Source organism: Lactiplantibacillus brownii (assembly GCF_031085375.1).
GTDB lineage: Bacteria > Bacillota > Bacilli > Lactobacillales > Lactobacillaceae > Lactiplantibacillus > Lactiplantibacillus brownii.
Genome location: NZ_JAVCWF010000001.1, coordinates 1,123,215 through 1,148,466 on the forward strand (window position 1 = coordinate 1,123,215; position 25,252 = coordinate 1,148,466).

At 44.6% G+C, this 25,252-nt stretch carries 22 protein-coding genes and 1 pseudogene; 19 read left to right on the plus strand and 4 right to left on the minus strand.

Annotated features, from left to right (window positions below; genetic code table 11):
- The first annotated feature begins 52 nt into the window (after positions 1–52).
- On the plus strand, positions 53–400 hold the full coding sequence (locus RA086_RS04945; protein WP_308704416.1) for a helix-turn-helix domain-containing protein: 348 nt from the start codon (positions 53–55) through the stop codon (positions 398–400).
- 181 nt (positions 401–581) lie between these two features.
- Positions 582–776, plus strand: coding sequence for a type II toxin-antitoxin system Phd/YefM family antitoxin (locus tag RA086_RS04950; RefSeq protein WP_137608195.1), 195 nt, complete (start codon positions 582–584; stop codon positions 774–776).
- Positions 777–1,001: 225 nt separating this feature from the next.
- Here the strand turns inward: RA086_RS04950 and RA086_RS04955 are convergent, their stop codons facing one another.
- Positions 1,002–1,928, minus strand: a complete 927-nt coding sequence (locus tag RA086_RS04955; RefSeq protein WP_308702771.1) for an L-lactate dehydrogenase — start codon at positions 1,926–1,928, stop codon at positions 1,002–1,004.
- Positions 1,929–2,222: 294 nt separating this feature from the next.
- Here RA086_RS04955 and RA086_RS04960 point away from each other — a divergent pair, with 294 nt between their 5' ends.
- The 4 genes from RA086_RS04960 to RA086_RS04975 all read left to right on the plus strand — a co-directional run bounded on the left by RA086_RS04960 (position 2,223) and on the right by RA086_RS04975 (position 7,964).
- A complete protein-coding gene (locus tag RA086_RS04960; RefSeq protein WP_308702772.1) occupies positions 2,223–3,407 on the plus strand; it encodes an AI-2E family transporter in 1,185 nt (394 codons plus the stop codon).
- Positions 3,408–3,626: 219 nt separating this feature from the next.
- Positions 3,627–5,204, plus strand: a complete 1,578-nt coding sequence (locus tag RA086_RS04965) for a peptide chain release factor 3 (RefSeq protein ID WP_308702773.1) — start codon at positions 3,627–3,629, stop codon at positions 5,202–5,204.
- A gap of 53 nt (positions 5,205–5,257) precedes the next feature.
- Positions 5,258–6,112 carry a GRP family sugar transporter gene (locus RA086_RS04970; RefSeq protein WP_308702774.1) on the plus strand — a complete coding sequence of 285 codons (855 nt, stop codon included), beginning with the start codon at positions 5,258–5,260 and terminating at the stop codon, positions 6,110–6,112.
- Positions 6,113–6,257: 145 nt separating this feature from the next.
- Entirely contained in the window at positions 6,258–7,964 is a 1,707-nt protein-coding gene (locus RA086_RS04975) for a hypothetical protein (protein WP_308702775.1), read from the plus strand.
- Between the two features lie 155 nt (positions 7,965–8,119).
- Here RA086_RS04975 and RA086_RS04980 read toward each other — a convergent pair whose 3' ends face one another.
- Complete coding sequence (locus RA086_RS04980) at positions 8,120–9,157, minus strand: MucBP domain-containing protein (RefSeq protein ID WP_308702776.1); 1,038 nt, start codon at positions 9,155–9,157, stop codon at positions 8,120–8,122.
- Positions 9,158–9,295: 138 nt separating this feature from the next.
- Here RA086_RS04980 and RA086_RS04985 point away from each other — a divergent pair, with 138 nt between their 5' ends.
- The 8 genes from RA086_RS04985 to RA086_RS05020 all read left to right on the plus strand — a co-directional run bounded on the left by RA086_RS04985 (position 9,296) and on the right by RA086_RS05020 (position 18,015).
- Positions 9,296–10,177: a LysR family transcriptional regulator gene (locus RA086_RS04985; protein ID WP_308702777.1), complete on the plus strand. Its 882-nt coding sequence runs from the start codon at positions 9,296–9,298 to the stop codon at positions 10,175–10,177.
- A gap of 228 nt (positions 10,178–10,405) precedes the next feature.
- Positions 10,406–11,251: a sulfite exporter TauE/SafE family protein gene (locus RA086_RS04990; protein ID WP_308702778.1), complete on the plus strand. Its 846-nt coding sequence runs from the start codon at positions 10,406–10,408 to the stop codon at positions 11,249–11,251.
- On the plus strand, positions 11,251–11,628 hold the full coding sequence (locus RA086_RS04995) for a DUF1634 domain-containing protein (RefSeq protein WP_308702779.1): 378 nt from the start codon (positions 11,251–11,253) through the stop codon (positions 11,626–11,628). The genes RA086_RS04990 and RA086_RS04995 overlap by 1 nt, the downstream gene beginning before the upstream one ends.
- A 547-nt stretch (positions 11,629–12,175) precedes the next feature.
- Positions 12,176–13,825 carry a peptide ABC transporter substrate-binding protein gene (locus tag RA086_RS05000; RefSeq protein WP_308702780.1) on the plus strand — a complete coding sequence of 550 codons (1,650 nt, stop codon included), beginning with the start codon at positions 12,176–12,178 and terminating at the stop codon, positions 13,823–13,825.
- Positions 13,826–13,981: 156 nt separating this feature from the next.
- The gene (gene opp3b, locus RA086_RS05005; protein WP_308702781.1) at positions 13,982–14,911 is read left to right on the plus strand and encodes an oligopeptide ABC transporter permease; all 930 of its coding nucleotides are present in this window, start codon (positions 13,982–13,984) and stop codon (positions 14,909–14,911) included.
- A 3-nt stretch (positions 14,912–14,914) separates the two neighbouring features.
- Positions 14,915–15,949, plus strand: a complete 1,035-nt coding sequence (locus RA086_RS05010) for an ABC transporter permease (protein ID WP_308702782.1) — start codon at positions 14,915–14,917, stop codon at positions 15,947–15,949.
- Between the two features lie 15 nt (positions 15,950–15,964).
- On the plus strand, positions 15,965–17,041 hold the full coding sequence (locus tag RA086_RS05015) for an ABC transporter ATP-binding protein (RefSeq protein ID WP_308702783.1): 1,077 nt from the start codon (positions 15,965–15,967) through the stop codon (positions 17,039–17,041).
- Positions 17,042–17,046: 5 nt separating this feature from the next.
- Positions 17,047–18,015, plus strand: a complete 969-nt coding sequence (locus RA086_RS05020) for an ABC transporter ATP-binding protein (protein ID WP_308702784.1) — start codon at positions 17,047–17,049, stop codon at positions 18,013–18,015.
- Positions 18,016–18,065: 50 nt separating this feature from the next.
- Here RA086_RS05020 and RA086_RS05025 read toward each other — a convergent pair whose 3' ends face one another.
- Positions 18,066–18,668 (minus strand): TetR/AcrR family transcriptional regulator, encoded by a 603-nt coding sequence (locus RA086_RS05025; protein WP_308702785.1) that lies wholly within the window; start codon positions 18,666–18,668, stop codon positions 18,066–18,068.
- A 122-nt stretch (positions 18,669–18,790) separates the two neighbouring features.
- Here RA086_RS05025 and RA086_RS05030 point away from each other — a divergent pair, with 122 nt between their 5' ends.
- Together RA086_RS05030 and RA086_RS05035 are read left to right on the plus strand one after the other, a co-directional pair.
- A complete protein-coding gene (locus RA086_RS05030; RefSeq protein ID WP_308702786.1) occupies positions 18,791–19,690 on the plus strand; it encodes an SDR family oxidoreductase in 900 nt (299 codons plus the stop codon).
- Between the two features lie 579 nt (positions 19,691–20,269).
- Positions 20,270–20,518, plus strand: coding sequence for a hypothetical protein (locus RA086_RS05035; protein ID WP_308702787.1), 249 nt, complete (start codon positions 20,270–20,272; stop codon positions 20,516–20,518).
- 70 nt (positions 20,519–20,588) lie between these two features.
- Here RA086_RS05035 and RA086_RS05040 read toward each other — a convergent pair.
- Positions 20,589–20,756 (minus strand): annotated as a pseudogene (locus RA086_RS05040) (SemiSWEET family transporter); the annotation flags it as partial.
- Positions 20,757–21,165: 409 nt separating this feature from the next.
- On the opposite strand from RA086_RS05040, the gene RA086_RS05045 reads away from it, so the two are divergent.
- From RA086_RS05045 to RA086_RS05055, 3 genes are read left to right on the plus strand one after another with little or no spacing between them, the layout of a single operon-like run.
- The gene (locus RA086_RS05045) at positions 21,166–23,457 is read left to right on the plus strand and encodes a hypothetical protein (RefSeq protein WP_308702788.1); all 2,292 of its coding nucleotides are present in this window, start codon (positions 21,166–21,168) and stop codon (positions 23,455–23,457) included.
- Between the two features lie 18 nt (positions 23,458–23,475).
- Positions 23,476–24,063: a WxL domain-containing protein gene (locus RA086_RS05050; RefSeq protein WP_308702789.1), complete on the plus strand. Its 588-nt coding sequence runs from the start codon at positions 23,476–23,478 to the stop codon at positions 24,061–24,063.
- Entirely contained in the window at positions 24,056–25,099 is a 1,044-nt protein-coding gene (locus RA086_RS05055) for a DUF916 and DUF3324 domain-containing protein (protein ID WP_308702790.1), read from the plus strand. Before RA086_RS05050 ends, RA086_RS05055 begins: the two co-directional genes overlap by 8 nt.
- The last annotated feature ends 153 nt before the right edge of the window (positions 25,100–25,252 follow it).

The following is a 25,252-nucleotide window of genomic DNA, read 5'->3' on the forward strand; positions in this document are numbered from 1 at the left end:
ATTGCATACAGTAAACGAAAAAAGGGTAAAGGAAGTGACGGCTGTGGCGTTTATGAAATTAGATAATGGCGAATTACTGAAAAACATTCGTCAATTTGCTAAGAAAAATGGCTTAACGTTAGCAGAAGTGGCGACGTTAGCTGGATTAAGTGCCAGTGCCATTTATAGTTGGAAGAAGCACACGCCGTCAAAAGGCACGTTGAATGAAGTTGCCCAAGTGTTGGGGACGAGTTATGCGAAGTTGGTCGGTAAAGCCGGTCACGCGGATGAGACGACGGCGGTCGATTTGAAAAAAGTTATTGAGAATCGAAAAAATCGATTTGAATACCATGGTCAACCGGTGTCGGCCGAGCAACTCAAGATCATTCGGAACGTTTTAAAAACGATGTTTGAACGGTAGTAAGGTTAAATTTCATATAATTGCAGACGAATTAAGTGCAAGGCCGGCAAGGTTAGTGTAAACTATTCACCAAGATTCAAGTTATTTTCGAGTCGTCAAAAAACTTGCGAAAATGCTTGACGTGTCTGCGAGATTGAGGCACAATATCTTCAATCATTCAACAAGTTGGGAGATGGCGAATATGAAAAAAGTCACCACTGCGCTGGCCAAGAAAAATATTAACCAGCTATTAACGATCGTTAATCAGGGCCACGAATCTATTGAGGTGGAGAATCCCAATACGCAAGATTCTGCGGTCATGGTCAGCATGAAAGATTGGCTACAGATCGTTGCGACCTTAGCCAAACAAAACAATCACGATATGGAATTTAGTTAATCAAAAAGTTGGACGCGCGCACTGTAACTGGTGAACGCGTCCTTTTTGTTTAGTATGAGTCATTTAAAAACAAAATCGCCGGAGTTGGAAGTATTAATGGCGAAAGTCTTAAAAGATGAACAAAATAAAAGAACATTTCCGCGTACTTGCAGAAATGTTCTTTATATTTTTCTAAGCTAATGATCGAACTTTGCTGATTAAACAGACTATCTCGTTAAGATAAAGCTATTTTGCTTGGCTTTCAGCAAATTTGGTTTTGATATAGTCGGCAGAGATTTGTAACTTTTTGAGTTCTTCGTCCGTTAAATCTAATTGAACCTGTTCGACGATACCATCACGACCAACGACGGCTGGGTATGAGAGGTAAACCCCGTATTCTTCGCGGTAGTTAGAAACGGGAAGTTCTGTCAAGGCATCGTTAAGGACAACGTTGGCTAAACGGACAGCCGCAGTGGCGACCCCGTAACTTGTGTATTTCTTGCCATGGAAAATGGCGAACCCACCTTGACGAGCCGCTTTATCAAGCGCGACGAGATCGAGGCCGCGGTCTTTGGCAAGCTTAGCAATCGGTTGACCAAGTGCGCGAACGGTTGACCAAGCAGTAAATTGGGAATTACCATGTTCACCTAAGTTATAGCCGGCAACTGAGCGTGAATCAATGTTTAACTTTTTAGCGACCGCGCGTTTCATCCGTGCAGAGTCTAGCAAGGTACCAGTTCCAATGACGTGCTGCTTTGGTAAACCAGTCACGGCTTGATAGATCGAGGTAATGACATCGACGGGGTTCGTAATGGCAATAATAATCCCATTAAAACCACTGGCCTTGATCTTTTCAGCGACCGCCTTAACTTGGGTGCTGGTGAATGGTAGTTCGGCAAAGCGATCGTTATTCGGATTGTCTTGGAGTTTGATATTCCCCAAAGCGGAAATAATCACATCGGTGTCCTTCAACGCTGCGTAATCATTCACAATAATATTGGTGTGGGTTGGCAAATTAGGCATTGCGTCTTCGAAATCAATGGCATCCGCATTAACTTTTTCGGTTTTAGGATCAATTAAGACTAAGTCGTCGGCAAAACCACCGGCAACGATGTAGTGGGCGGCAGTGGAACCAACGTGGCCCATGCCGATAATAGCAATTTTTCGTGACATATGTTTAAAACACTCCTTTGAATTTTCATTCTTCTTAACTAAATTACCATTATTCTCATCAAATTTAAATAGTTTTTCGAACAAACTTCTGATTGGTCGCCAAAAAAGTAAGCTAAATTAAGCCGCGACGAAAGATTTGTCCAGTCTTTTCACCGAAAAAAGCCAAGTTTCAGGATAGTGTTAGTCAACTGAAAAATAGGGTATAATTAACTTGCGTTTGTCTCATCTGTTGTCATGATGTGGCAACTCGCGGAGACATTAAGTAATACATACAGCAAAAAGGGAGGGGCGACTGTGCTTAAACGCCTGAAAGATTCGTCTTTAATGTTTTGGTCGCTCGAGATTTTGATTGTGGCGGCATTGATCTGGGTTTGTACGAAGCTTGGCTTCTTGTTTCAGCCAATTGGGACTTTTTTAAACGTCGTCTTCATGCCAATTGTGATTTCGGGTTTCCTATTTTATATGCTCAATCCGCTCGTCAAGTTATTAACGAAGGTTCATTATAAAAAGTTTCGCATTACGCGGACTTGGGCCGTGACGATCGTGTTCTTGCTATTGATCGGTGTCTTAGCGTATGGCGCGGTATCACTAATTCCACGCTTAGTCTCACAGGTGACGCAATTAATTTATAATTTACCTGGGTTAGCGACGGAAATGCAAAAGGCCGCGACTAAAATGATTAATAACAGTTCGATGTTGCAAAAAGTTGACGTCAGTTCTTACATGAAACAACTGAATGGTCAAGTCAGCAAGTATGCGCAAACGTTCCTGTCATCTTTATCAACGAGTATCGTGACCGTGATCTCGACGATTACGAGTGTGACGATCATGGCAATTACCATTCCAGTCGTCTTGTTCTACATGCTAAAGGATAGTGAAAAATTCATTCCAGCTATTAGCCGATTCTTGCCACGCAAACAACGGCCAGAAATTGTTGGCTTGATTCAAAAAATGGGTGATACCATTTCCAGCTATATTAGTGGGCAAGTGATCGAGTGTTTGTTCGTCGGGACCTTCACGGCGATCGGGTATATGATGATTTCACAACCTTATGGCTTATTACTTGGCGTCGTCGCCGGAATGGCGAACATTATTCCTTACTTGGGACCCTATATTGGGATTGCCCCATCCTTGATCGTGGCTTTCACGGTCTCGCCGATGCAAGTGATATATGTTGTTATTATTGTGGTGATCGTGCAACAAGTTGATGGTAACTTGATCTACCCGAATATTATTGGACGGACGTTAAAAATTCACCCGCTAACGATTATTATTTTATTGTTAGCCGCGGGGAATATCGCCGGAATTTTAGGGATGATCTTAGCCATTCCTTTTTATGCGGTCGTGCGGACGATCGTCGTGTATCTTTACAATATTGTTGAGTTGCGTAATGAACAAGCTTTGCGCAAGCAGACGACGGTGTATCAGCCACAACCTGCTAAGGCGACCAAACCACTGGTTCAGAAGTCTAAAAAGTAAAGCGGTTGGGTGTGGTCACTTGCAGTGTCTCGGTTGATATCGTTTCCAATAAGTAAAAAAACTTGTTTTTGAAGGCCGGTAACTGACGGCCGATTGAATCCAGTGTGAGCAACACTGGATTTTTTATGGAAAAATCAGTAGAATATGTAAGGTTAAGGCTAACGATGTTACGAACGAAGATAATGATGAATCATAATGTTTTTGATGAAAGGATTTTTTATGAATAAAGCAGAACTACAGGCAGCGGTCGATACGCGACGGACCTTTGCGATTATTTCTCACCCGGATGCTGGGAAAACCACGATCACTGAACAAATGCTCCTTTTTGGTGGCGTGGTACGGCAAGCTGGGACAGTTAAAGCTCGGAAGAGTGGCAACTTTGCCAAGTCTGACTGGATGGAAATTGAAAAGAAGCGGGGCATCTCAGTAACAAGTTCCGTGATGCAATTCGATTACGATGGCAAACGCATCAATATTTTGGATACACCTGGACATGAGGATTTCTCTGAAGATACGTATCGGACACTAATGGCAGTCGATTCTGCCATCATGGTCATTGACTCAGCGAAAGGGATTGAACCTCAAACTAAGAAGTTATTCCAAATTTGTAAGATGCGTGGGATTCCGATCTTTACCTTCATGAACAAGTTGGATCGCGATGGTCGCGAACCGTTGGATCTATTAAATGAAGTTGAAGAAGTTTTAGGGATCGAAACGTATCCAATGAACTGGCCAATTGGGATGGGTAAAGGACTGAAAGGCTTATACGACCGGTATAACCACCGCGTTGAACTTTATCATAATGAAGCTCATGGCGAAACGTTCTTACCACTAGACGCTGACGGCAAGCTGGACCCTAGCAACGAGTTGACGAAGGACAGTATTTATCGTGATGTGTTGGAAGAAATGGAATTGATCGAAGAAGCCGGTAATGACTTTGATGAAGCCAAGATTGCGGCTGGGGACATGACGCCGGTCTTCTTTGGGTCAGCGTTGACTAACTTTGGGGTCGAGACTTTTTTGAAGACTTATCTCAAATACGCGCCTAAGCCCAATGCGCATCAAACGCGGGATGATGAAACAATTAAACCAACGGATGATGAATTTTCTGGCTTCGTTTTCAAGATTCAAGCAAACATGAACCCGAATCATCGGGATCGGATTGCCTTTGTCCGAATCTGTTCAGGTGAATTTGACCGCGGAATGGATGTTTTCTTACAACGTACCGGCAAAAAAATGCGCTTGAACAATTCGACACAATTCATGGCGGATACGCGTGAAACGGTGGAAACGGCCGTAGCCGGAGATATCGTAGGACTTTATGATACCGGTAACTTCCAAATTGGTGATACCATCTATACAGGTAAAAAAGCGATTCAATTTGAAAAGCTACCACAATTTACCCCAGAATTATTTATGCGCGTCACCGCTAAAAATGTGATGAAGCAAAAATCCTTCCACAAAGGGATCGATCAGTTGGTTCAAGAAGGGGCAGTTCAACTTTATACCTCTTATTCAACTGGGGACTATATTTTGGGAGCGGTCGGGCAACTTCAATTTGAAGTGTTCAAATTCCGGATGCAAAATGAATATAATTCCGAAGTTGTGATGGAACCACTTGGCAGCAAGACCGCGCGCTGGATTGATCCAGAACAATTGGATGAAAAAATGTCCAGTTCACGGAACTTACTTGTGAAGGACCGTAATGGCGCACCATTATTCTTATTTGAAAATGCCTTTGCGGAACGTTGGTTTGCAGAAAAGTATCCCGATGTAAAATTGACAGCCAAGCTGTAAGCCAATGAGCAAGTGGCTGAGTTGAACGGTATGACGACTTAGGAGGCGTTTTTGTGAACATCTTAATTGCCTTGATTCCCGCGTTGGGCTGGGGCTTAAATCCATTATTAATTTCAAAACTAGGTGGTAAACCAGTCAATCAGACGTTAGGAACTGGTGTTGGCGCTTTGATCGTTGGGATCATTGTCCAACTTGCCGTGCGACCAACTGTTGATATGGCAACTTTCTGGTTGAGTGCTTTGTCCGGAGCTTTTTGGGTCCTAGGGCAAATTGGGCAGTATACGTCTTATTCACGGATGGGTGTTAGTACCACGATGCCGATTTCGACGGGGATTCAATTAGTCGGAACGTCGGTTATCGGCGTGCTCATGTTCGGTGAATGGGCTGGAACTGGCGCTAAAATGGTGGGCTTTGCCGCCATCGTCTTGATGATTATCGGGGTCGCCTTAACTGCGGTCACCGATAGTCCTGCTGGGCGTAACGGTCTGATGAGTGGCTTGATGGTCCTAGTACCGACAACGGTCGGTTATTGGGTCTACAGTGCCTTACCAAAGGCTGTTTCAGCGTCAGGAACCGCTATCTTCTTCCCACAAATGCTGGGGATGTTTTTGGCAGCGGTACTTTATGCCCTAATTAGCGGTCATGGCCGAGCATTTAAGGAACGAACCAGTTGGTTAAATGCGTTTGCTGGGATGATTTTTGGTATCTCTGCGTTAGCTTATATTTTTTCCGCCAAAGCCAATGGTGTTGCGACCGCTTACGTGATTACGCAAGTTAGTGTCGTGATTTCGACTTTGGGTGGTTTGTTAGTTCTTAATGAAACGAAATCGTCGCGTGAATTACGACTGACTATTATTGGTCTCGTGTTAATCGTGGCGGGTAGCGTGATGACTGCCTTTATCGGTTAAAGGTGGGCGATAAAAGTTTCGATTGGTTAGTAGCCAATCGAAGCTTTTTTTGTTTGGCGGTAAATTTGAGACTTAGCCGGGAGTATTACCTGAAAATGCCATGGTGGCGTCCTAAAATGAGAGTATCAAAGGTGAGGGGACGAGCATGATGCGATGGCAATGGTTAGTTTTAGGAGGTACTTGTTTGGCATTGGGGTTAGTACAGCCAATTCAGGCTAATGCGGCCAGTCAACGGGGCGCGATAACCGCCGTACCAACTGAAGCGGTTCAAGTGACCGCGACGAAACGGTTGGTAAACTTGCGAGGAAGTGCCAGCCAATTACAGGTAACCCCAGGTGTGACGGTCGATGCCAGCAAGCAATCAACTTGGATTCAACTGGCGCAAACCACGGTGACCACTAAAGGCCAAGTTAGTCGTTATATTGAGATTAAGAATCTTAAAACCGGCGTGCGGGGGTGGATTTTAGCCCCCGCGATTCGACCTGTAGCGACCGAACAATTGAGTCCTAGCGTGAAAATTAAGCCGGTAACGATGCAAACAACAACGAAAACGGCCCTTTATCAGGTGAACGGGGCAGCTCAACCGGCCCGTTTGACCGTGGTCGGCCAGTTAGCTCGTGGCGATGAGTATCAAGTTACACAGACGCGGCAAGTGACGACGGCTGGTCGCACGAGTCAATACGATGAGGTCGGTCATCAAGGCTGGGTTTTGGCGACTGCCTTAAAAGTGGCGCCGATAGTTGGGTCGACAACCAAAGTGGGGACTACTGCTGGCATGACAACTTATCGGGTGACGGGAAATGCGCTGAAAGCACAAACGACCGCCAAATTACCGACCGTGGCCTTGGTTGGACATGGCCGGTATACCATGAATCAGATTAACTTTGCCCCAACGACGGCGTATCTTAAAACTGGCTCGTTGCAACAAACACCTTCAACGTTAGATCAATCACGGGGTTATTTGACCCATTATGATTTCAAAACTGAGCTCTATTTGCCAATGGGGGATTACCGTGGCACTCTATTGAATGATCCGCAAAGTGCTGCCTTTTCAAGCAACAATCGATATTTGTACGTGTTGTATGTAGATGACCGCACAGCAGCAACTAACGCGGCGCAAACTGGTTGGGTCGTGCGATATGATTGGCAACGCTTGCTCAAGTTAGGTGCCGCCAAGTCTGGTCACATGGCCATGATTCGCCAAGCCGTGTTAGCCGCTAACGCCCATAAGTTGACGAAGCGTGATCGTGAAATCTTAGCTTGCTTGAAGTTGGGTCCCAAGTTTGATTCCGGGCATGCGCAGTCGTTAACGTTAAATCCTGTGACCAATGAATTATGGTTCGTACAAGATTTCGGGAATGAACGGCCCAATGCAGTCGAACGGTTGAATCCGAATACCCTTAAACCGGATGCGAAAGTTGTGTTCAATCTGTCGCCGCACACCGGTATGGGCGATGTGTTGACTTTTGATGATCAAGGTCACGCCTACTTCTGGACCCATGCGGCCGATTCGGCAACTAATCAGCCCGTTGGTGGCGTTAAGATTTACCGCGGGCAAATTAGTACCCGTAATGTCAGTTTTCAATTGGTCGCGCAGTTACAGACACGACCAGGGTTAATCGCGCAGTCGATGAGTTATGATGACGCTGCTCGCCAGCTTTATTTAATTGCGGATGAAGGCATTACCACAGTGCCAGTGATGGATTTAGGACACTTAACGTCGCGCGTGGTTGGCGAAAGTGATTTTGGCGCTGATCGTGAGTTTGAGGGGTTAGTCTTCATGCATCATTCTGTCAACGGTTATTTGCTTACCAATCGTGGCGTTGAATTGATGAAGTTAACGCGTCGATAATTAAAGTATAAAGGTCAACGTTTACTTGGCAGATGCCAAATGAACGTTGACCTTTTGGGGTTAAATTTCGAAAAAGAAGACAAGCATCAAAAACGGCTACTAAGCGTTTGTTACCACTGAGTACTATTCTAGACCAACCGGAGTTATACATCAGTTTAGAACAAACTGTCCGCTGGATCTAAGTCGGTCAAATAGCGGCCTGGCAAGTAGCCCCGATTTTGAATCCGGTACCAGACGACACGATTGTCATCAACGAGTCGTTCGGTCAGGATAACTTTTTCGCCATGCGTGACCGTGGTCAGGTAGCGGCCATAAGGTTCTAAATAAGTGTGAACCTGTTTACCCGGAACAAAACTGACGATCCCCGTTTGTTGCACCTGGTGGGCGTCCCGGGTACGGTAACCGCGTGGCAGCTTTAGGAGTAGCTGATTGCCATTGGTCAGTTGAACTTGTGTTTCGGGAATCCATTGATTATCACCGATGTTATACCAAGTGTCACCATCGTTTAACTGAACGCGCAGATAGGTTTTATAGACGCTACCCGGTTGTAACGTGGTGAGATAGGTCGTCGAAGTAGCGCCTGGATTTGGAAAAACAGGCGTCAACTGGCGAATCTGCACGTAGCCGGTACTTAAATCAGTTTGGTGCCAGTTCTGATTGCGATAAAAGAACAAGACGGTCTTGGAAGTTGTGGTGTATTCGCCGGTCAAATCACCGACTGACCGGAGTAACTTAAAACCAGCCACGGTTGGCGCCATCACCTGATACGCCGTGCCCAACGGTCCCCGAGTCATGGTTGGGAGTCCGATCAATTGACGCTGGTCAATATCATAAGCATAGGCCCAAACTGGTTGTCCGGCTTGGCGTTCGTAGGTCAAAACAATCTGAGCTTGTGGTTTTGTGAACCAGCGGGTCAAGCCATTAATGTTTACTAAATGATAACCAGTGATGTTGACTGCTGGCAGATGAATTTCGTCGCCAACGTAGCCTGCAATCATATCGGGGGCTTGTAATTCATGACCAGTCGCATCCAGGTGGTGGACGAGAATTAAGGCTTCCGTGTGATTAACCATGGGAGCTTGATCTGACGTGGTCGCTGTCACGTTCGGCGTACCGGTCGCCGTGGCCGCATTTTGAGGATCTGGGCTATTTAAGCCATGGAGCATTTGTTTTAAACGATCAAAAATGTGCATGTGACCACTTCTTCCATAATTATTCTAATTATTTCTAGTATAACGCATCCGCCCGCGAGTTTGCATAGCTTAAGTAAATTGTAAATGTCTCGATGGGGTCGGTCGTGTATACTAAGATTAAATAGGGGGCTGGGACGGATGAATTTAAAGCAATTACGCTACTTTTTGGTGGTGGCCGAAGAGGGGCAGATGACGGCCGCAGCGAAACGACTGCACGTCGCGCAACCACCACTGAGCTATCAAATCAAGCAGCTAGAGTTAGACCTCGGCGTAACACTGTTTAAACGGTTGCCCCAAGGCGTGGCGGTGACGTCGGCTGGGGAATTGCTAGTGGGTTATGCGCAACAACTCACGCAACTATCTGCGACGGCTGAAAACAAGGTTCGGGCATTAGGCCGTGGTGTGACCGGGACACTAAACCTTGGGACTGTGTCGTCTTCCGGCGGTGTGATGCCGAATCAGCAAGTGCTCACTTGGTTACAGCAGCACGGCGACGTCCAACTAGAAGTCAGCGAGGGGAATACGTTCGAATTATTAGATGATCTACATAAACGATTGTTAGATATTGCTATTTTACGCACTCCCTTTAATCAGCAACACTTGGTCTGTCGTTATTTTGCCGCGGAACGGATGGTTGCGGTGTTACCAAAGCGCTACACGCAATTTAACCGCCGTCGTCAATTGCGACTAAACGATTTGGCCGGACTGCCACTGATTAAATATCGCCGTTTTAACGAATTATTTCATGTGGCCTTTTTGGAACAAGACTTTGAGCCTCAATATGTCATGACTTGCGACGATGCGCGGACCGCGATGCACTGGGCGACCCATCAAATTGGTGTCGCACTCGTTCCACGGTCGTTAGCGGAGACTTATGACTCCGGTCAAGTGCTCATTCGGTCATTGGCGGATCGGCGTTTTGAGACGCAACTAGTATTAGCGACGACGCCAGAGTCATTGGCGACACCGTTAGTCGCGGGTTTTATGGCGCAATTTCCACAAGCCCAAACTTTAGACTAATTTTTGCTATCTGCCATCTAATTTTTTAATAATGATTTTTTGTGAAAGGCTGGATTATCGGGAATGATTCCGGTTACATCGACTTCTAAGCCGGAGTCACTAATTTGCTCGTCAATCGCTAAACTCGCCGTCATTACAGGGATTGTAAACGATAATTGTAAGGATTAGGCGCAGCCCTTAGTAAATGGTAAACTTACAAGTGAAATCTAAAAGGCGAAGGTGAGTTTAGTGATTTATTCATTATTATTAATGCTCGGTGTGGGTGTCTTAGCGGGCGTTTTTGGGGCAATTCTTGGCATTGGTGGTGGGATGATTATTACGCCCATCTTGACGCTAGCGATGGGATTAGATATTAAGTACGCTATTGGTGCCAGTATCATTGCAGTTATTGCGACCAGTTCTGGGTCAACGATTGCGTATTTAAAAGATGAAATGCTCAATTTACGGGTGGCGATGTTCTTAGAAATTGCTACCACGGTCGGGGCCGTACTGGGGGCCGTCTTGACGGGGCTTGTCCATGCGACGTTCTTGTATTTCTTATTTGGCGGTTTACTAGTCTTTACCACTTACAATATGATTCGCAAGTTAATGGGTAAGGGACAAGGTGATCAGGACGCACACGCGGATGAATTAGCGACTAAGTTAAACTTAAATGGAACTTATTATGATAAGGCCTTATCAAAACAAGTCGATTATCAAGTTCAAAATGTGCCTGGTGGGTTTGTCATGATGTTTGGCGCTGGCTTAGCCAGTGGCCTCTTAGGAATCGGCAGTGGGGCCTTCAAAGTCCTAGCTATGGATACAATCATGCACATGCCACTAAAGCCCTCCTCAGCGACCTCAAATTTGATGATGGGGGTCACGGCCGCGGCCAGTGCGATGGTCTATTTCTTCAATGGGTCGATCAAAGCCGGGATTGCGGCACCATTAGCAATCGGTATTTTGCTAGGGGCCTTGATTGGGACGCGCATTATGCAACATTTGAAGCCACGGTTGATTCGGATGTTATTTGTCCCAATCATGTTGTACTTAGGGCTACAAATGATTGCTAAAGGATTTGGGGTGACGATCTAATGAGTCAAAAGGATTCTAAAGCGAAAGAAATGCATCAAGTTGAACTGATGATCGGTCAGATTTTAAGAATCGGGGTCGTTGTCTCCGCCACGGTGATCGTCTTCGGGATTATTTTGATGTTGATCCAAGGCGGCGGTGGCTATCCTAATGGGGTCCAACCAACTGGTTTTAGAACTATTTTTACTGGGGTGCTTGCTTTACGGCCATTTGCAGTCATCATGTTGGGACTTTTCTTATTAATTTTGACCCCAACACTGCGAGTCGCTGTTTCGATTTACGCTTTCGCTGTGGAAAAAGATCATTTATATGTTTGGATCACGACGGCGGTCTTAATCATTTTGATCATTGCTTCTATTATCGGTTATTTTGGAAGTTAGGCCGGCCACAATCAATTAAAATTTAACTAAAATTCCGACTTCAAAGACCAACGAACTGGTTAGTCTTTGAAGTTGGATTTTTTTGTTTTAATCGCAGCGGGAAATTGGGCGCCACTCAGGATAGTGACGATATAGTGGACTGGGCACTATGACATCATATAAACAATTTAAATAATAAGAGTACACTGATAAATTTGTTCTGGCGAGTTGTTATTTTTCCTTTTTAGCTGTTTTGACTAATCAAATATCGGCTCAATTTGATGAAAAAGGTGTAAATTGAAATTATTTATTAAGAAAAATAACTCAGTCTAAAACATTGTGAATCGATCTTGGACTTAGAGACATAAACGGCTATTTAAAGGCACTTTTATAATTACGAAGTTGTGAATAATTGGCTTGTAATCATAATTAATTAAGTCAATTATGACGAAATAATGATAAAAATTAGAATTTAGCATTGATTTTAATTTATTTATAATATACAATTACTTTAACTTTTCGAGGGAAAAGCACACACACACTATTAAGTTAGAGGGGTTGGGGTTTTATGAATTTAAAGACAGCTGCTAAAGTAACTGCCGTTGCGGGGGCATCATTATTGTTCCTCGCAGCCTGTGGTTCAAAGAGTAACTCAGCAACATCAAGTAAGCAGACCGCGACGATTACAGAGAAATCCGAATTACCAACGATGGATTTGTCTAAGTCAACCGATGTAACTAGTTCAAACATGCTGAATAACACCAATGAAGGGTTATACCGGTTAGGTAAAGATAGTAAGGTTACACCCGGAATTGCCAAATCAACCACTGTTTCTAAAGATGGTAAAACATATACGTTCACTTTACGGAAGAACGCAAAATGGAGTAATGGCGACAAAGTTACCGCTAAAGATTTCGTTTATGGTTGGCAACGCACTGTTAATCCCAAGACTGCGTCACAATACGCATACTTATATTCAGGCATCAAAAACGCTGACGAGATCAGCAGTGGTAAAAAAGCTGTTTCTAGTTTAGGCGTTAAAGCTGACGGCGACTACAAGTTGACGGTTAGCTTGGACAAGCCAATTCCTTACTTCAAGAAATTAATGGGCTTTGTTAACTTCTTCCCACAAAACGAAAAAGCCGTTAAGAAGTATGGCTCTAAGTATGGGACCACCAGTTCTGATATGGTCTATAACGGCCCTTACACAATGACTGGTTGGAAAGGGACTAACTTAACTTGGTCATTGAAGAAGAACAAAGATTACTGGGATGCTAAGAACGTCAAGATGAGTAGCATCAAGTTCCAAGTTGTTAAGGATGCCTCAACTGGTTTGAACTTGTTTAACTCAAACAAGGTTGACGATACGATCCTTTCTGGGACTCAAGTTAAGAGTTACAAGACCAACAAGAACTTCAAGTTACGTAAAACTGCTTCGACATTCTACGTTGAATTTAATCAAAAAGACAGCAACTCTGATTTAGCTAAGGCTTTCCAAAACAAGAAGATTCGTCAAGCCTTGTCAATGGCAATCAGTCGTAAACAATTCGTTAATGATGTGTTAGCTGATGGGTCCACTGAAGCTAAGGGTTATGTTTCATCTGACTTAGCAAAGAGCCCAACCAATAACAAAGACTTTGCCGACGATGCTTATGTGGCTAGTGGTGTTGAATATAACATGACTGAAGCTAAGAAGTTATTGAAGGAAGGGTTGAAGGAAACTGGTCAATCCAGCTTGAAGATCAACTTACTTTCTGACGATACTGATGGCGCTAAGAAGTCCACTGAATATGTTCAAGGTCAATGGCAAAAGCTTTCTTCCAAGGTTAAGGTTTCTAACCAAAATGTGCCATTCAAGACTCGTTTACAACGGTCACAAAATGGTAACTTTGATACTGTCATCTCTGCTTGGAACGCTGACTTTACTGATCCAATCTCATTCTTGTCACTCTTTACTTCTGACAACTCATACAACAACGGTAAGTACAACAGCTCAACCTATGACACGGCTATCAAGAATGCCACTGGTAAAGATGCGAATAACGAAACCGCTCGTTGGAATGACATGGTCACTGCTGAAAAGACGTTGATGACTGACCAAGGGGTTGCGCCAATTTATCAACAAGCTGAAGCTCATTTAACCCGGACGAGTTTGAAAGGTATCATCTACAATACGGCCGGTTCACAATACAACTACAAGTATATGTATGTTAAATAGCGACTAAATCTGAAGTTATTAATGTGTGTGCTTTAACTGAACGAATGTGAAACGAAGGGGTAAGGATTGACACATTGTTAATCCTTACCATTTTGTTTTATAATCAGGACTGTCATCATATTTTAAGGCTAATTTAATAGAATGCGAGGAATTCTAATGAGAAAGTATCTCTTAAAGCGGATATTTTACTTATTCCTGACGTTATTCATTGTCGCAACGGTCACGTTCTTCTTAATGAAACTAATGCCAGGGACACCGCTTCAAAATGAAGCCAAGTTGACTGCTAGCGAAAAAGCGTCAATTTTAGCGCAATACGGGTTAGACAAGCCCGTTTGGCTCCAATATTTAATCTATATTGGGGGAATCTTCAAAGGTAGTTTGGGTTTATCTTTCCAATTTAGTGATCAAGCCGTGAGCTACTTGATTGGTAGTCGGATGGGTCCCTCAATGCAATTAGGTGGTCAAGCCATGGTCGTTGGGGTCATCTTTGGGATTATCCTCGGTGCAATCGGGGCGATTCGGAAAGATACTTGGGCCGACCGGTTGGCAACGATTGTTTCAATTTTAGGGATTGCGGTCCCCAGTTTCGTGTTAGCCATCTTACTGCAATATTACCTTGGTTTGAAATTGGGTTGGTTCCCAGTTGCCGGTTGGGAAGGCTTCGCCTATACGATCTTACCAACGTTAGCGCTAGCTGCTAGTCCGTTGGCCGAAACAGCCCGGTTTATCCGGACGGACATGGTCGACGTCTTGAGTTCCGATTATATCGAATTAGCCAAAGCTAAAGGGTTATCGAAATTCGGCATTGTTTATCATCATGCCTTACGAAACAGTTTGATTCCGATGGTCACCTTGATTGGACCATTAGCCGCCGCCTTAATGACGGGGTCGATGGTGGTTGAAAATATCTTCTCGGTCCCTGGGATTGGGGAACAATTTGTGAAGTCGATCTTAGTTAATGACTACCCGACCATCATGGGAGTCACAATCTTCTATTCCGCATTACTTTGCTTGTTGCTGTTATTGACCGATATCGTCTACGGCATCATCGATCCGCGGATTCGCTTAAGTGGAAATGGGGACTAGTTAATGGTAGATAATCCAAATAATATTGAAATCAAACCCGGCGACTTCGAGCCGTTAGACAAACAAGCCGGGCCTGATAACGAAAAAATCGCAGCACCTTCCTTAACCTTTGGGCAAGATGTTTGGCGGCGCCTGAAATCCAATAAGACGGCGTTCACCAGTTTTATTGTTTTAATTCTGTTGTTCTTGATGGCCTTTGGAGGTCAAGCCTTGTATCATCATGACCCCAATAACCAAGAACCTAAGTATGCGAACTTGCCTCCCAAGATTCCGGGGGTCGGTATCCATGGCTTGAATGGTCATATCAACCAATCAGGTGCGGATGTTGACGCCTACAAGCAAGCTGGTGCCGGTTCTAATGTGCATTACGTTTTAGGGACAGACTATTTAGGTCGGGACTTATTTGCCCGGATCATGTATGGGACACGGGTCTCACTTGAAATTGCGTTGATTGCCACCCTGATTGATTTAACGATTGGGGTCGGGTTCGGGATCCTATCCGGTTGGATGGGCGGACGAGTCGATTTGTTAATGCAACGAATCATTGAAATTCTCTCCTCCGTCCCATCATTAGTTGTCATGGTCTTGATGGCGACAGCCTTCCAGAAAACTGGGATGGCCTCCATCATCGCCGCCTTGGCACTGATTAACTGGACCACGATGGCCCGTTTGACACGTGCCCAAACGCTACAGCTGAAAAACCAAGATTTCATTTTAGCTGCCCGGACTTTGGGTGAGTCTGCACCGAAGATTGCTTGGAAACATTTATTACCAAACTTATCTTCCGTGATAATTATTCAAACAATGTTTACGATTCCAAACGCGATCTTCTTTGAAGCGTTCTTGAGTTATATTGGGATTGGGATCAGTTCACCACAAGCTTCGTTAGGGACGTTGATCTCTGATGGGCAAAAGAACTTCCAATTCCTACCATATCAAATGTGGTACCCAGCAATCGTCTTGATTGTGTTAATGCTGGCCTTTAACTTATTAGGTGACGGTATGCGGGATGCGTTTGATCCGAAGTCGAAACGATAGGGGTGTAGCAACAAAATGGAAAATCCTGAAAATGTCATTGAAGTGCGGAATCTACAAATTGATTTCCACACCTATGCGGGCGAAGTTAAAGCCATTCGTGATGTCAGTTTCGACTTGCGTAAAGGTGAAACGCTAGCCATCGTTGGTGAATCGGGCTCTGGTAAATCAGTTACGACCCGATCACTAATGGGGTTATTAGCACCCAATGCCGTCATCAAGGGCGGTAGTATCATGTTTCATGATGAAGATATTATCAAAAAATCAGAAAAAGAAATGCAGCATATTCGTGGTAAGGATATTGCCATGATTTTCCAAGATCCAATGACTTCATTGGACCCAACGATGCGGATCGGGATGCAAATCGCTGAACCGTTAATGAAGCATAAAGGGTTGAAGAAAAAGGAAGCCATTGCGCAAGCTTTGGAAATGTTGAAATTGGTTGGGATTACCAATCCTGAAGGCCGGATCAACGACTATCCTTATCAATTCTCTGGTGGGATGCGACAACGGATCGTGATTGCGATTGCGTTGGTCTGCTACCCAGAAGTCTTGATTGCTGACGAACCAACCACGGCGTTGGATGTCACGATTCAAGCTCAAATTTTGGACTTGATGAAGGATCTGCAGAATCGGATCGATACGTCAATTATTTTTATCACCCATGATTTGGGCGTGGTCGCCGGAATGGCTGACCGGGTTGCCGTCATGTATGCGGGTAAAATTGTTGAGTATGGGACCGTCGATGAGATCTTCTTCAATCCGCAACATCCTTACACTTGGGGACTGCTAAACTCAATGCCAACTTTGGATACTGAGGGTGGCTCATTGACCGCGATTCCAGGGACCCCACCAGATTTACTCGACCCACCAGTTGGGGATGCGTTTGCGGCGCGGAGTGATTATGCGATGAAGATCGATACGGAACAAGAACCACCATTCTTCAAGGTTTCTGATACGCACTATGCCGCAACGTGGCTATTGCATCCAGATGCCCCTAAAGTGACGCCACCGGCAGAAATTGTCCGACGTCAAAAGAAGTTTGCGGCCATGGAAAAGCCAGAACCACCGATCAAACATGAGACGAAGGAGTAATCAAAATGCCTGATGAACGTAAAAAAATTCTAGAAGTCCATCATTTAAAGCAATACTTTAATGTTGGCAAAAAAGATGAAGTCCGGGCCGTTGATGACGTCTCCTTTGACATTTATGAAGGTGAAACGTTTGGTTTAGTCGGTGAATCCGGTTCTGGGAAGACTACTGCGGGCCGTTCAATCATTCATTTGTATGAACCTACGGATGGTCAGATCATTTTTAACGGCAAAGACGTGTCGAAGTTACGCACGAAGGCTGAAAAACATGAATTCCGCCGTGAAATTCAAATGATTTTCCAAGATCCGTATGCGTCATTAAACCCGCGGATGAAAGTTAAAGATATCGTGGCGGAGGGGATTGATATTCACCACCTCGCCAAAGATGATGCAGACCGGACTAAGCAGGTCGAAGACTTACTGGAAACAGTTGGTCTGAACAAGGACCATTCGAGTCGTTATCCGCATGAATTCTCCGGTGGGCAACGGCAACGGATCGGGATTGCCCGGGCGCTAGCGGTGGAACCAAAGTTTATCATCGCTGATGAACCCATCTCGGCATTGGATGTCTCCATTCAGGCCCAAGTGGTCAACTTGATGAAGGAACTTCAAGAAAAACACGGCCTGACTTACTTGTTCATCGCGCATGATTTGTCGATGGTTAAGTATATCAGTGACCGCATTGGGGTCATGCATTATGGGAAGATTCTAGAAATCGGTCCCGCGGATGAAGTTTATACGCATCCGTTGCATGCTTATACTAAGAGTTTGATTTCAGCGGTACCGGTTCCGGATCCTGAATTCGAACGAAACCGCAAGCAAGTCGTTTATGATGCGTCACGTGAACATGATGACAAGCAACGGCGGATGGTTGAAATTGCCCCAGGACACTTTGTTCGGGCCAGTGAAGACGAAATCCCCATGTATACGAAACGCGCGCAGGATGCTGGTCTAGTGACCGACTTTCCTCGTAGCTAACTAAAAAACTGTTCAGCTATTCTTGTTTTAAGAATAACTGAACAGTTTTTTTAGTGTTGCCATTGATGATAGGCCGTTGGGGTCAAAATAGCTCGTAGGATCATCGCTGTGAGCGCCGACAGTCCCTGGGGATCAGCGGGGTAGTCACCAGCTTGAACCCCAGACACATAATGAAAGACGGGTCGTGTCAAAAAGTAGCGAATGAGATTGAGGTCAACCGCTTGAAAGACTTGTGTTTGAATCCCTAACTTTAAGGCTTGTTGAATCTGTTGATTCGCAACGTCGTCCAGTTTTAAGGGGGCTTGTTGTTTAAATTGGCTATCGTCGATTAAGACTTGAATGGCGGTTGCCATTGCTGGTTGCGCCATCGCAAATTGGTAGAGTCCGGCAATACTTGTGGCGGTTTGGTCAACTAAAGGTCGGTCGCTACTGAAGCTAGCAACCACCGCTAAACTCATTTGATGGACGGCTACGGTATAGGTGGCGTTAAGTAACGCTTGTTTGTTTTTGAAATAAATATAAACGTTGGACTGCGGAATACCGGCTTGTTTGGCCACTTTAGTCGTCGAAAATGGGGCGAGGCCGTCCGTTGCTAATAATTGAATGGCGGCTGCGATTAAGCGGTCATACTTTTGTTGATCCTTGATTTTCATGATTAAAACTCCTTGCACCTAATTTAATTCAAGTTTAACGCTTGACAAAATATAAGTCTATCTTTTATAATGACTTTTGTATTAAAGATAGACTTATATTTAATGAAAAGAGATCATCATAAATGAAAATTATTTTAACCGGCTCATTGGGCCACATCAGCAAACCAGTTACTGAACAGTTGGTTAAGTTAGGGCATGCGGTTACTGTGATCAGTCACAGTGCCGCACGGGCCGCGCAAATTACCGCATTAGGGGCGACACCGGCGATTGGCAGTATTGATGACGAAGCATTTTTAACACGAACTTTTCAGGGAACGGATGCGGTTTATCTCATGATTACGGCGGCAACAACGACCGGCGACATTTTTGAAGCTGGTCGACAAGAAGCCATGATTTACGCCAATGCGGTTAAAGCCGCCGGGGTCAAACAAGTTGTCAATCTGAGCAGTGTCGGGGCCAATCTGGGGCCAGAAGTCGGGGCGCTACACATTTACAACATTATTGAAGGGGTTTTAACGGCAGAATTGCCTGGCGTGAATTTGACATTTATTCGGCCAACCGGGATGTATTATAATTTATTCGGTCAGCTGGCAACGATTCGTCAAGATCATGCTATTTACACGAATAGTTCTTTAACGAAGCCCAATTCATGGGTTGCGCCAGTAGATATTGCGCCCGTGGTGGTGCAGGCCTTAACTGCACCAGCAGCTGGCACGACGGTCCAATATGTGGCTAGTGATGAAAAAACTTATCCAGAGGTCGCGGCTATCTTAGCTACAGCACTTGGCATGCCAGATTTGAAAGTGATTCAGATTAGTGATGAACAACTGTTAAAACGACTAACAGCGGTGAATCCGCGGACAGAATTTTTCACGCAATATGTGAAGATGACGGCTTATGAACGTGATCACGATTTCTACGTGGATTACCGAGCTCATCAGCCCGTTTTAGGCCCAACTAAGTTGACCGACTTTGCAACGACGTTTGCCAAAGTCTATCACCAACAAGCGTCAGCAGAATAATCATTGATGTATCGTAGCCATCATATTATTAAAATAAGTTATTAATTGTCCGTCTCCGTGGACCAGCTCGTTTGCGGTGAGGCAGACCTGCAGCCAAATACCGGTCTGCAGGGCGCTTTCAAGCCGAAGCTCACGTCTTAAAAGTCGGCAAGACACTAACCTGGGAAAACCACCCAGCTAAGTGTCTTGACACGGCAAACGAGCTGGTCCACTCCGACGTTAAATAGCGATTATAATCAAAGCGATATTAGCAAAATTAGAGCCTGTTAATAACCAATTAGTATGAGAATCACTAGTCAGCGCAGGGCGGGCTGGATGATGCTCAGTGGTGAAATTTTCCTTTGCTGGTGGGTTTCCAGCTTAGGAAAAGCCCGGCTTGTGAGACCGCGCTTTGGCTCACAAACGTGGCCACCACGTTCCAGCATCAATCCAGACCAACCGGAGCGGCAAGTCAAACAGTTACTTATAAATACGATAGTTACACCATATTAGTAGTTGCTTTTACAATAAGCATATGTGTTGCCTGACTTGATTAATTTAGTTATATTTGAGATTAATCAAACGAAGGAGGACCACACGATGAAAAAAGTAATCCTTGGATTAAGTGTCGTTGGCGCGATGGCAGGCGGTTATTGGTTGTGGCAGCAGCGCGATCGGTTAGCTCGGCAGGCACGCCAGTCGAGTCGGATTGATCGACTTAAAGGTGCGGGTCTGAAAGCCAAAGGAAAACTCACTGGGGATTCTCGCGACCAGTTGCGTGGTAGCTTACTTGCTGATCGTGGTGAACTCAAAGATTGGCTCGTGGCAGTCAAATGTCAGCAGAAGTGATTCTTAAAGGCGTCAGCGACGGTGAAAATTGTCGTTGACGCCTTTTTAATTGTTTAGATAATTAAGTGAATTAATGAAGATAGACGGTAATAACCGTAATCAGTCCAAAGAAGATACCGGGAACATTTGAAATAATGACTGGCCAATCTTTGTGAGTTTTGAACCAACCATAGCCTGTCCAAAGTGTCGCATTGACCATCGCAATGAGTGGTTGAAGTGGCGGATCACCAGAAAATGATTAATTTCAACCATGCGGCCCCTGAACGCGCTTTCGGTTTGAACAGTTAATTGCCAACGATTAAATTGTTGTTGATATATTAGTGCCAGCTTTAACACTTGTAGCAGAATCTAATTAAGCTAGGTTAACTGAATGACTTTGGATTAGTTGTGGGAGGGTTGACATTCTGTCGTTAAATGTTGGTAGGATTTAATGATGTTAGCCGTTATAAGTGTTGAATAATAAATAAATAGCATCAAAAATATAATTTTTTATTTTTATATTTATAAGGGTTTAATTAATTAGTCTGTTCATTCCAGTGGACAATCGGTATAATGTAGTTGAGCTCAGGAGTAGTCGAGCTTAGTGCTTAAAACTCGTCACGTGAGGGGGGCGGTTATTAACCTAATTTTGGTTAGCAATCGAAAATATGATGCGAAAAATAATAATAAGTTTTTTAATTGGACTCGGCTTAGGCGGCTTGCTCTGGCAAACTGTTTACGCGGAGGATTTACCGTTTCCAGATTCTTCAGTCGGTAACTATGTTTTTGGCGTAGGTTCTTATTATAACGCTTTCGCGGCTGGCAAACTGACGATCAACAGTAGTCCGATTGACACCCTAGAAGGGCGTTACGCCGCTCGACAAATTGTCAGTGCTGTGGACACTTTTAATGATGGTAAGGTTTGGAATAAGTTGTCACAATTTTCGCCGGTGTACGTGGCTAATGAAGTCCCATATCAAAGTACGGATTCTTCATTAAAAACGACTGGGCAAAACTTGTTTAAAATTTTTAATACGCAAGATAAGTTGCCGGATGCTGATAAGATTGTCGTGAATAATTTACGTGATCAATTGCAACATGATTGGACCGCGACTGAGAAACAAAGTAATGCCGTTTTGATTAAGCATTTGGCTGATGAAAACGTGGGTGACGTCAATTACTTCAAAGATAACGTGGCTTCTTTGGAAGCGGCTTATCAGGTGGAAGAAGGCAAGTCATTAACTTTAGATCCAACCAAAGCAGACGCAACAGATTATTTTGACGCTGCGGCGGATCAAATCCGTCGCATCTCAGACTATTATGCCAGTTTCAATGATAAACAGGACACGTTAGCTAATGGTGGGGTCGATGGCGTCACTGTGCAGAATGACTTGTCCGGAACCAACCCGGAAGTGACAATCAAGTTAAGCGATGATTATGACAAGTCGTTCGATGATACGCCACCGATGATTTTCTTAAATCTGAAGGGGTCACCGCAAAACGTCACGATTAATATTGAAAATATGTCGACCAGTGTTGTCAATACCGCGGCGACTAGTGATTCGTCTTATGCGACCTATCAGTATGCTCCTTATATTTTTGTGAACTGGACTGGGGTCAAAACTTCGATGCCATTTAGTTGGGGCAGTGCTTATAAGTTTTCAGTCACTGACATTAGTGGGCAAAAAATCACGAATGCTAGTGGTGATGATGTCACTAACTCGGACGGTAGTAAAGCGACCTTGAACCAGTTACTCTCAAGTCATATTTTAAATAATTTTCCTAATGCGACTACGGCCGATGGGAGTTACTTAACCGCTGATACTGGGAGTAGCAGTGATCTGTTTGCTGGGAGCATTATGGCACCTGATGCAAGTATTAGGGTGTCAAACGTTGGTTCAACACAATTCTTTTATGGGAGTATTATTTCCGGGAAAGATATCTTGATTGAAAATAATATGCTACCAGCCCGAGTCATTGCTAGTAGCTTTGATGTTGAGCATATTTCGAGTGACAGTATCAGTGAGCTTGATCCAAGTAAACCGCAAGTGCCGGCCATTTCGAAAGTGACATTGAGTCAAGGGAGTACGGCAACCAATTCAAAAACCGTGGGTGACGGTGCGACGGCTGACTATTCTGCTCAGCATGCGGATGGCGCGGTTACGCTGACTGCTCGTGTGATACCACGAAAAACACCATATCAATTGTTTTATCAGTTGAATGGCAAAGCTTGGCGGCTTCTGACTAATTCAGCCATTGATGCGACGCAGTCCAGCAATGAACTGGATTTGGGAAAATTAACGGATTTAAACGATGCGAATGCGCAGACGTTAACGGCAACTGGTAAAACGACGACTCAAGCGGCAGACTATGATCCCACACAATCGGCTGATACGACGCAAACTATTTCGGCTGAACTCGCTCGAAAAAATCAGTTGAAGTTGGTCGTCATGCCACTCAAAGCCGACAGTGGGACCACGATTACAGCTGATAATGTGTCTGATTATTTATCGACTTACGCGCCAACAACGGTGAATATTGCCGAGACTGGAACTGCTGCAGCAACCTTGCCGACGGTGTTTGATTTTGAAATGCCCACGGGTGACACGGTGTTGACCGCAAGTCCAACGGTTCAAGTGACAAATGACTGGCAAGTTCCAGTGAGCTTGAGCTTAGCGGCTAGTACGGCGTTGACTACGCCGTTGAGTGATGGTGCTCAACCGTTGTCATCAATTGATTGGGTTCGGTATACGGCCACGGTGGATGCTGTCGCGACGGCGCATCATTTGAGTACTACGGCAACAACACTTTTGCCGGCTACGAGCCCACCAACGACGACTAAACAGTTGGCCTTTACAATGACGATTGATCCGGCCGACTATCCGGCAGATGTACAGGCTGGAAAACGTTACTTTGTGCCATTTACCTGGCAATTAAATTATGGCTTAACAGCCAAATAAACTTTGGAGGCAGTTATCATGAAAATAAAGACCTTAGCATTGAGTATTGCAGCATTAGCAGGGATGAGTTTGTTAGTTAACTTACCCGCACAAGCAGCGGATGATCAGTTGATGGGTAATTCAATTGGTGAATTTACAGTAGCTAAAGGTGAGTTGACCTTGGATGCGGTACCAACTTTCGCCTTTGAACCTACAGACGTTAAACAGTTGGTTACGAATGGTGCCAATTTGGCTTATACCAATGATACCATCACTGGTGGCAAAACTACTGGGACTGCGCTGACGGTTAGTGATTATCGTGGGAGTGACCAAGCTGGCTGGAATTTAAATGCCAAATTAGGTGATTTTTCCAACAAAACTTCAACGATTACTGGAACGGTAACTTATGTGACAGATAATGCTGCAGCTGGGACAATTGCCGCGGCTGATAGCACAGTTTGGAATAATACGGATGCCAAAACTGGTGGGGTTGGTACGGCAACTGCCGGCACAACCACTTCAACTAAGTTAGTGATTCCTAAGACGACTGGTATTTCTAGCGGGACCTATGATGCTGATTTAACTTGGGCATTGAGCTCGACAGCAAGTGATACGACCAGTGATTAAGTTAAGACGTTGGTGGTTGATTTTCGTAAGCGTACTGGGCGGACTCTATTTAGCAAATGCGCAACCGGTAATTGGTCAAGCAGCCAGTGGGAACGGTGCTGGTTTTACGATCCAAATGGTGGCTAACCCACATCAAACTAGCGGCGTAACGAACTATTTTGACTTGACCGTTCAGCCTGGACAAACTGGCAGCGTTCAAATGCGTGTGATCAACCTGACTAAACAGACCTTACATCTGCGGCTTGCCAGTAATACGGGCTACACGACTAGTAATGGGACTGAAGCTTATGATTTGTCAAAGCTTGGAACTAGAAGCACGGCGCAGTATCAGTTAAACCAATTGTTTCAGACGCCGGCTAAATTGACCTTAGCGCCTTCAGCAACCAAATTAATTACGGTACCGTACCAGATGCCGAAACAAGGCTTCAATGGCATTCTTGAAGGGGCGTTTTACTTTCTGAATCTTGCTAGTGGGTCGCGGCAGGTGACTAATCAAAAGGGGTTCTATCTGCATAATCGGTACGCTCTGGCCTTAGGCTTGGTATTACGACAAAATGCCAAGATAACGGTTAAACCAAAATTGACATTGAACAAGATCGCTACCGGGATTGAACAGCGTCAAAAATTCAGTCCAGCGATTAGTGTTAACTTGGCTAATGTGGCACCACAATTACTCAAAAAGTTGACCGTTGATGGCCGAATCTATGGCGACAATAACCGTCTGAAATATCGGACAAAGCGCAGTGGGTTAGGCATGGCGCCTGCGTCAAACTTTGATTATCTCATTAACACTAATAATCAACGCTTGGCAGCTGGCAAGTATCGTTTACACCTAGTTGCGACTTCTGGTTCACAGCGGTGGGTTTTCAACCGGCAGTTTACGGTTACAAAGGCGGCGGCGGATCACGCTAACGCTGAAACCCCACGTGACTGGCACTGGCTGTGGTGGTTATTGTTAATCATCATTATTTTGTTAGTGATTTGGTTGGCTTATCGTTTCGGTAAACATCAAGCAGCAAAGAAATCAGCGAAATAGGCTGTTCTCGATTGATGATTGAGATGACGTTAGTGGTTTAAACGTTATCTCAATTTTTTTGATGACTTTTTAGAATGGTTTGACTTATTGGGACAGCATCGCTCTCGATAGGCTGACATTAGAAACACAAAAAAACTCGCAAGTCAGAAATGA

What these genes read in the sequence shown, in the direction of transcription:
- RA086_RS04950 (WP_137608195.1), top strand. Translation starts at nt 582, where the DNA reads ATGAAAAAAGTCACCACTGCGCTGGCCAAGAAAAATATTAACCAGCTA.
- opp3b (WP_308702781.1), top strand. Translation starts at nt 13,982, where the DNA reads ATGAGAAAGTATCTCTTAAAGCGGATATTTTACTTATTCCTGACGTTA.
- RA086_RS05050 (WP_308702789.1), top strand. Translation starts at nt 23,476, where the DNA reads ATGAAAATAAAGACCTTAGCATTGAGTATTGCAGCATTAGCAGGGATG.
- RA086_RS04965 (WP_308702773.1), top strand. Translation starts at nt 3,627, where the DNA reads ATGAATAAAGCAGAACTACAGGCAGCGGTCGATACGCGACGGACCTTT.
- RA086_RS04955 (WP_308702771.1), bottom strand. Translation starts at nt 1,928, where the DNA reads ATGTCACGAAAAATTGCTATTATCGGCATGGGCCACGTTGGTTCCACT.
- RA086_RS04980 (WP_308702776.1), bottom strand. Translation starts at nt 9,157, where the DNA reads ATGCACATTTTTGATCGTTTAAAACAAATGCTCCATGGCTTAAATAGC.
- RA086_RS05000 (WP_308702780.1), top strand. Translation starts at nt 12,176, where the DNA reads ATGAATTTAAAGACAGCTGCTAAAGTAACTGCCGTTGCGGGGGCATCA.
- RA086_RS05015 (WP_308702783.1), top strand. Translation starts at nt 15,965, where the DNA reads ATGGAAAATCCTGAAAATGTCATTGAAGTGCGGAATCTACAAATTGAT.
- RA086_RS04975 (WP_308702775.1), top strand. Translation starts at nt 6,258, where the DNA reads ATGATGCGATGGCAATGGTTAGTTTTAGGAGGTACTTGTTTGGCATTG.
- RA086_RS04985 (WP_308702777.1), top strand. Translation starts at nt 9,296, where the DNA reads ATGAATTTAAAGCAATTACGCTACTTTTTGGTGGTGGCCGAAGAGGGG.
- RA086_RS05035 (WP_308702787.1), top strand. Translation starts at nt 20,270, where the DNA reads ATGAAAAAAGTAATCCTTGGATTAAGTGTCGTTGGCGCGATGGCAGGC.
- RA086_RS04995 (WP_308702779.1), top strand. Translation starts at nt 11,251, where the DNA reads ATGAGTCAAAAGGATTCTAAAGCGAAAGAAATGCATCAAGTTGAACTG.
- RA086_RS05045 (WP_308702788.1), top strand. Translation starts at nt 21,166, where the DNA reads ATGATGCGAAAAATAATAATAAGTTTTTTAATTGGACTCGGCTTAGGC.
- RA086_RS05010 (WP_308702782.1), top strand. Translation starts at nt 14,915, where the DNA reads ATGGTAGATAATCCAAATAATATTGAAATCAAACCCGGCGACTTCGAG.
- RA086_RS05030 (WP_308702786.1), top strand. Translation starts at nt 18,791, where the DNA reads ATGAAAATTATTTTAACCGGCTCATTGGGCCACATCAGCAAACCAGTT.
- RA086_RS04945 (WP_308704416.1), top strand. Translation starts at nt 53, where the DNA reads ATGAAATTAGATAATGGCGAATTACTGAAAAACATTCGTCAATTTGCT.
- RA086_RS05020 (WP_308702784.1), top strand. Translation starts at nt 17,047, where the DNA reads ATGCCTGATGAACGTAAAAAAATTCTAGAAGTCCATCATTTAAAGCAA.
- RA086_RS05025 (WP_308702785.1), bottom strand. Translation starts at nt 18,668, where the DNA reads ATGAAAATCAAGGATCAACAAAAGTATGACCGCTTAATCGCAGCCGCC.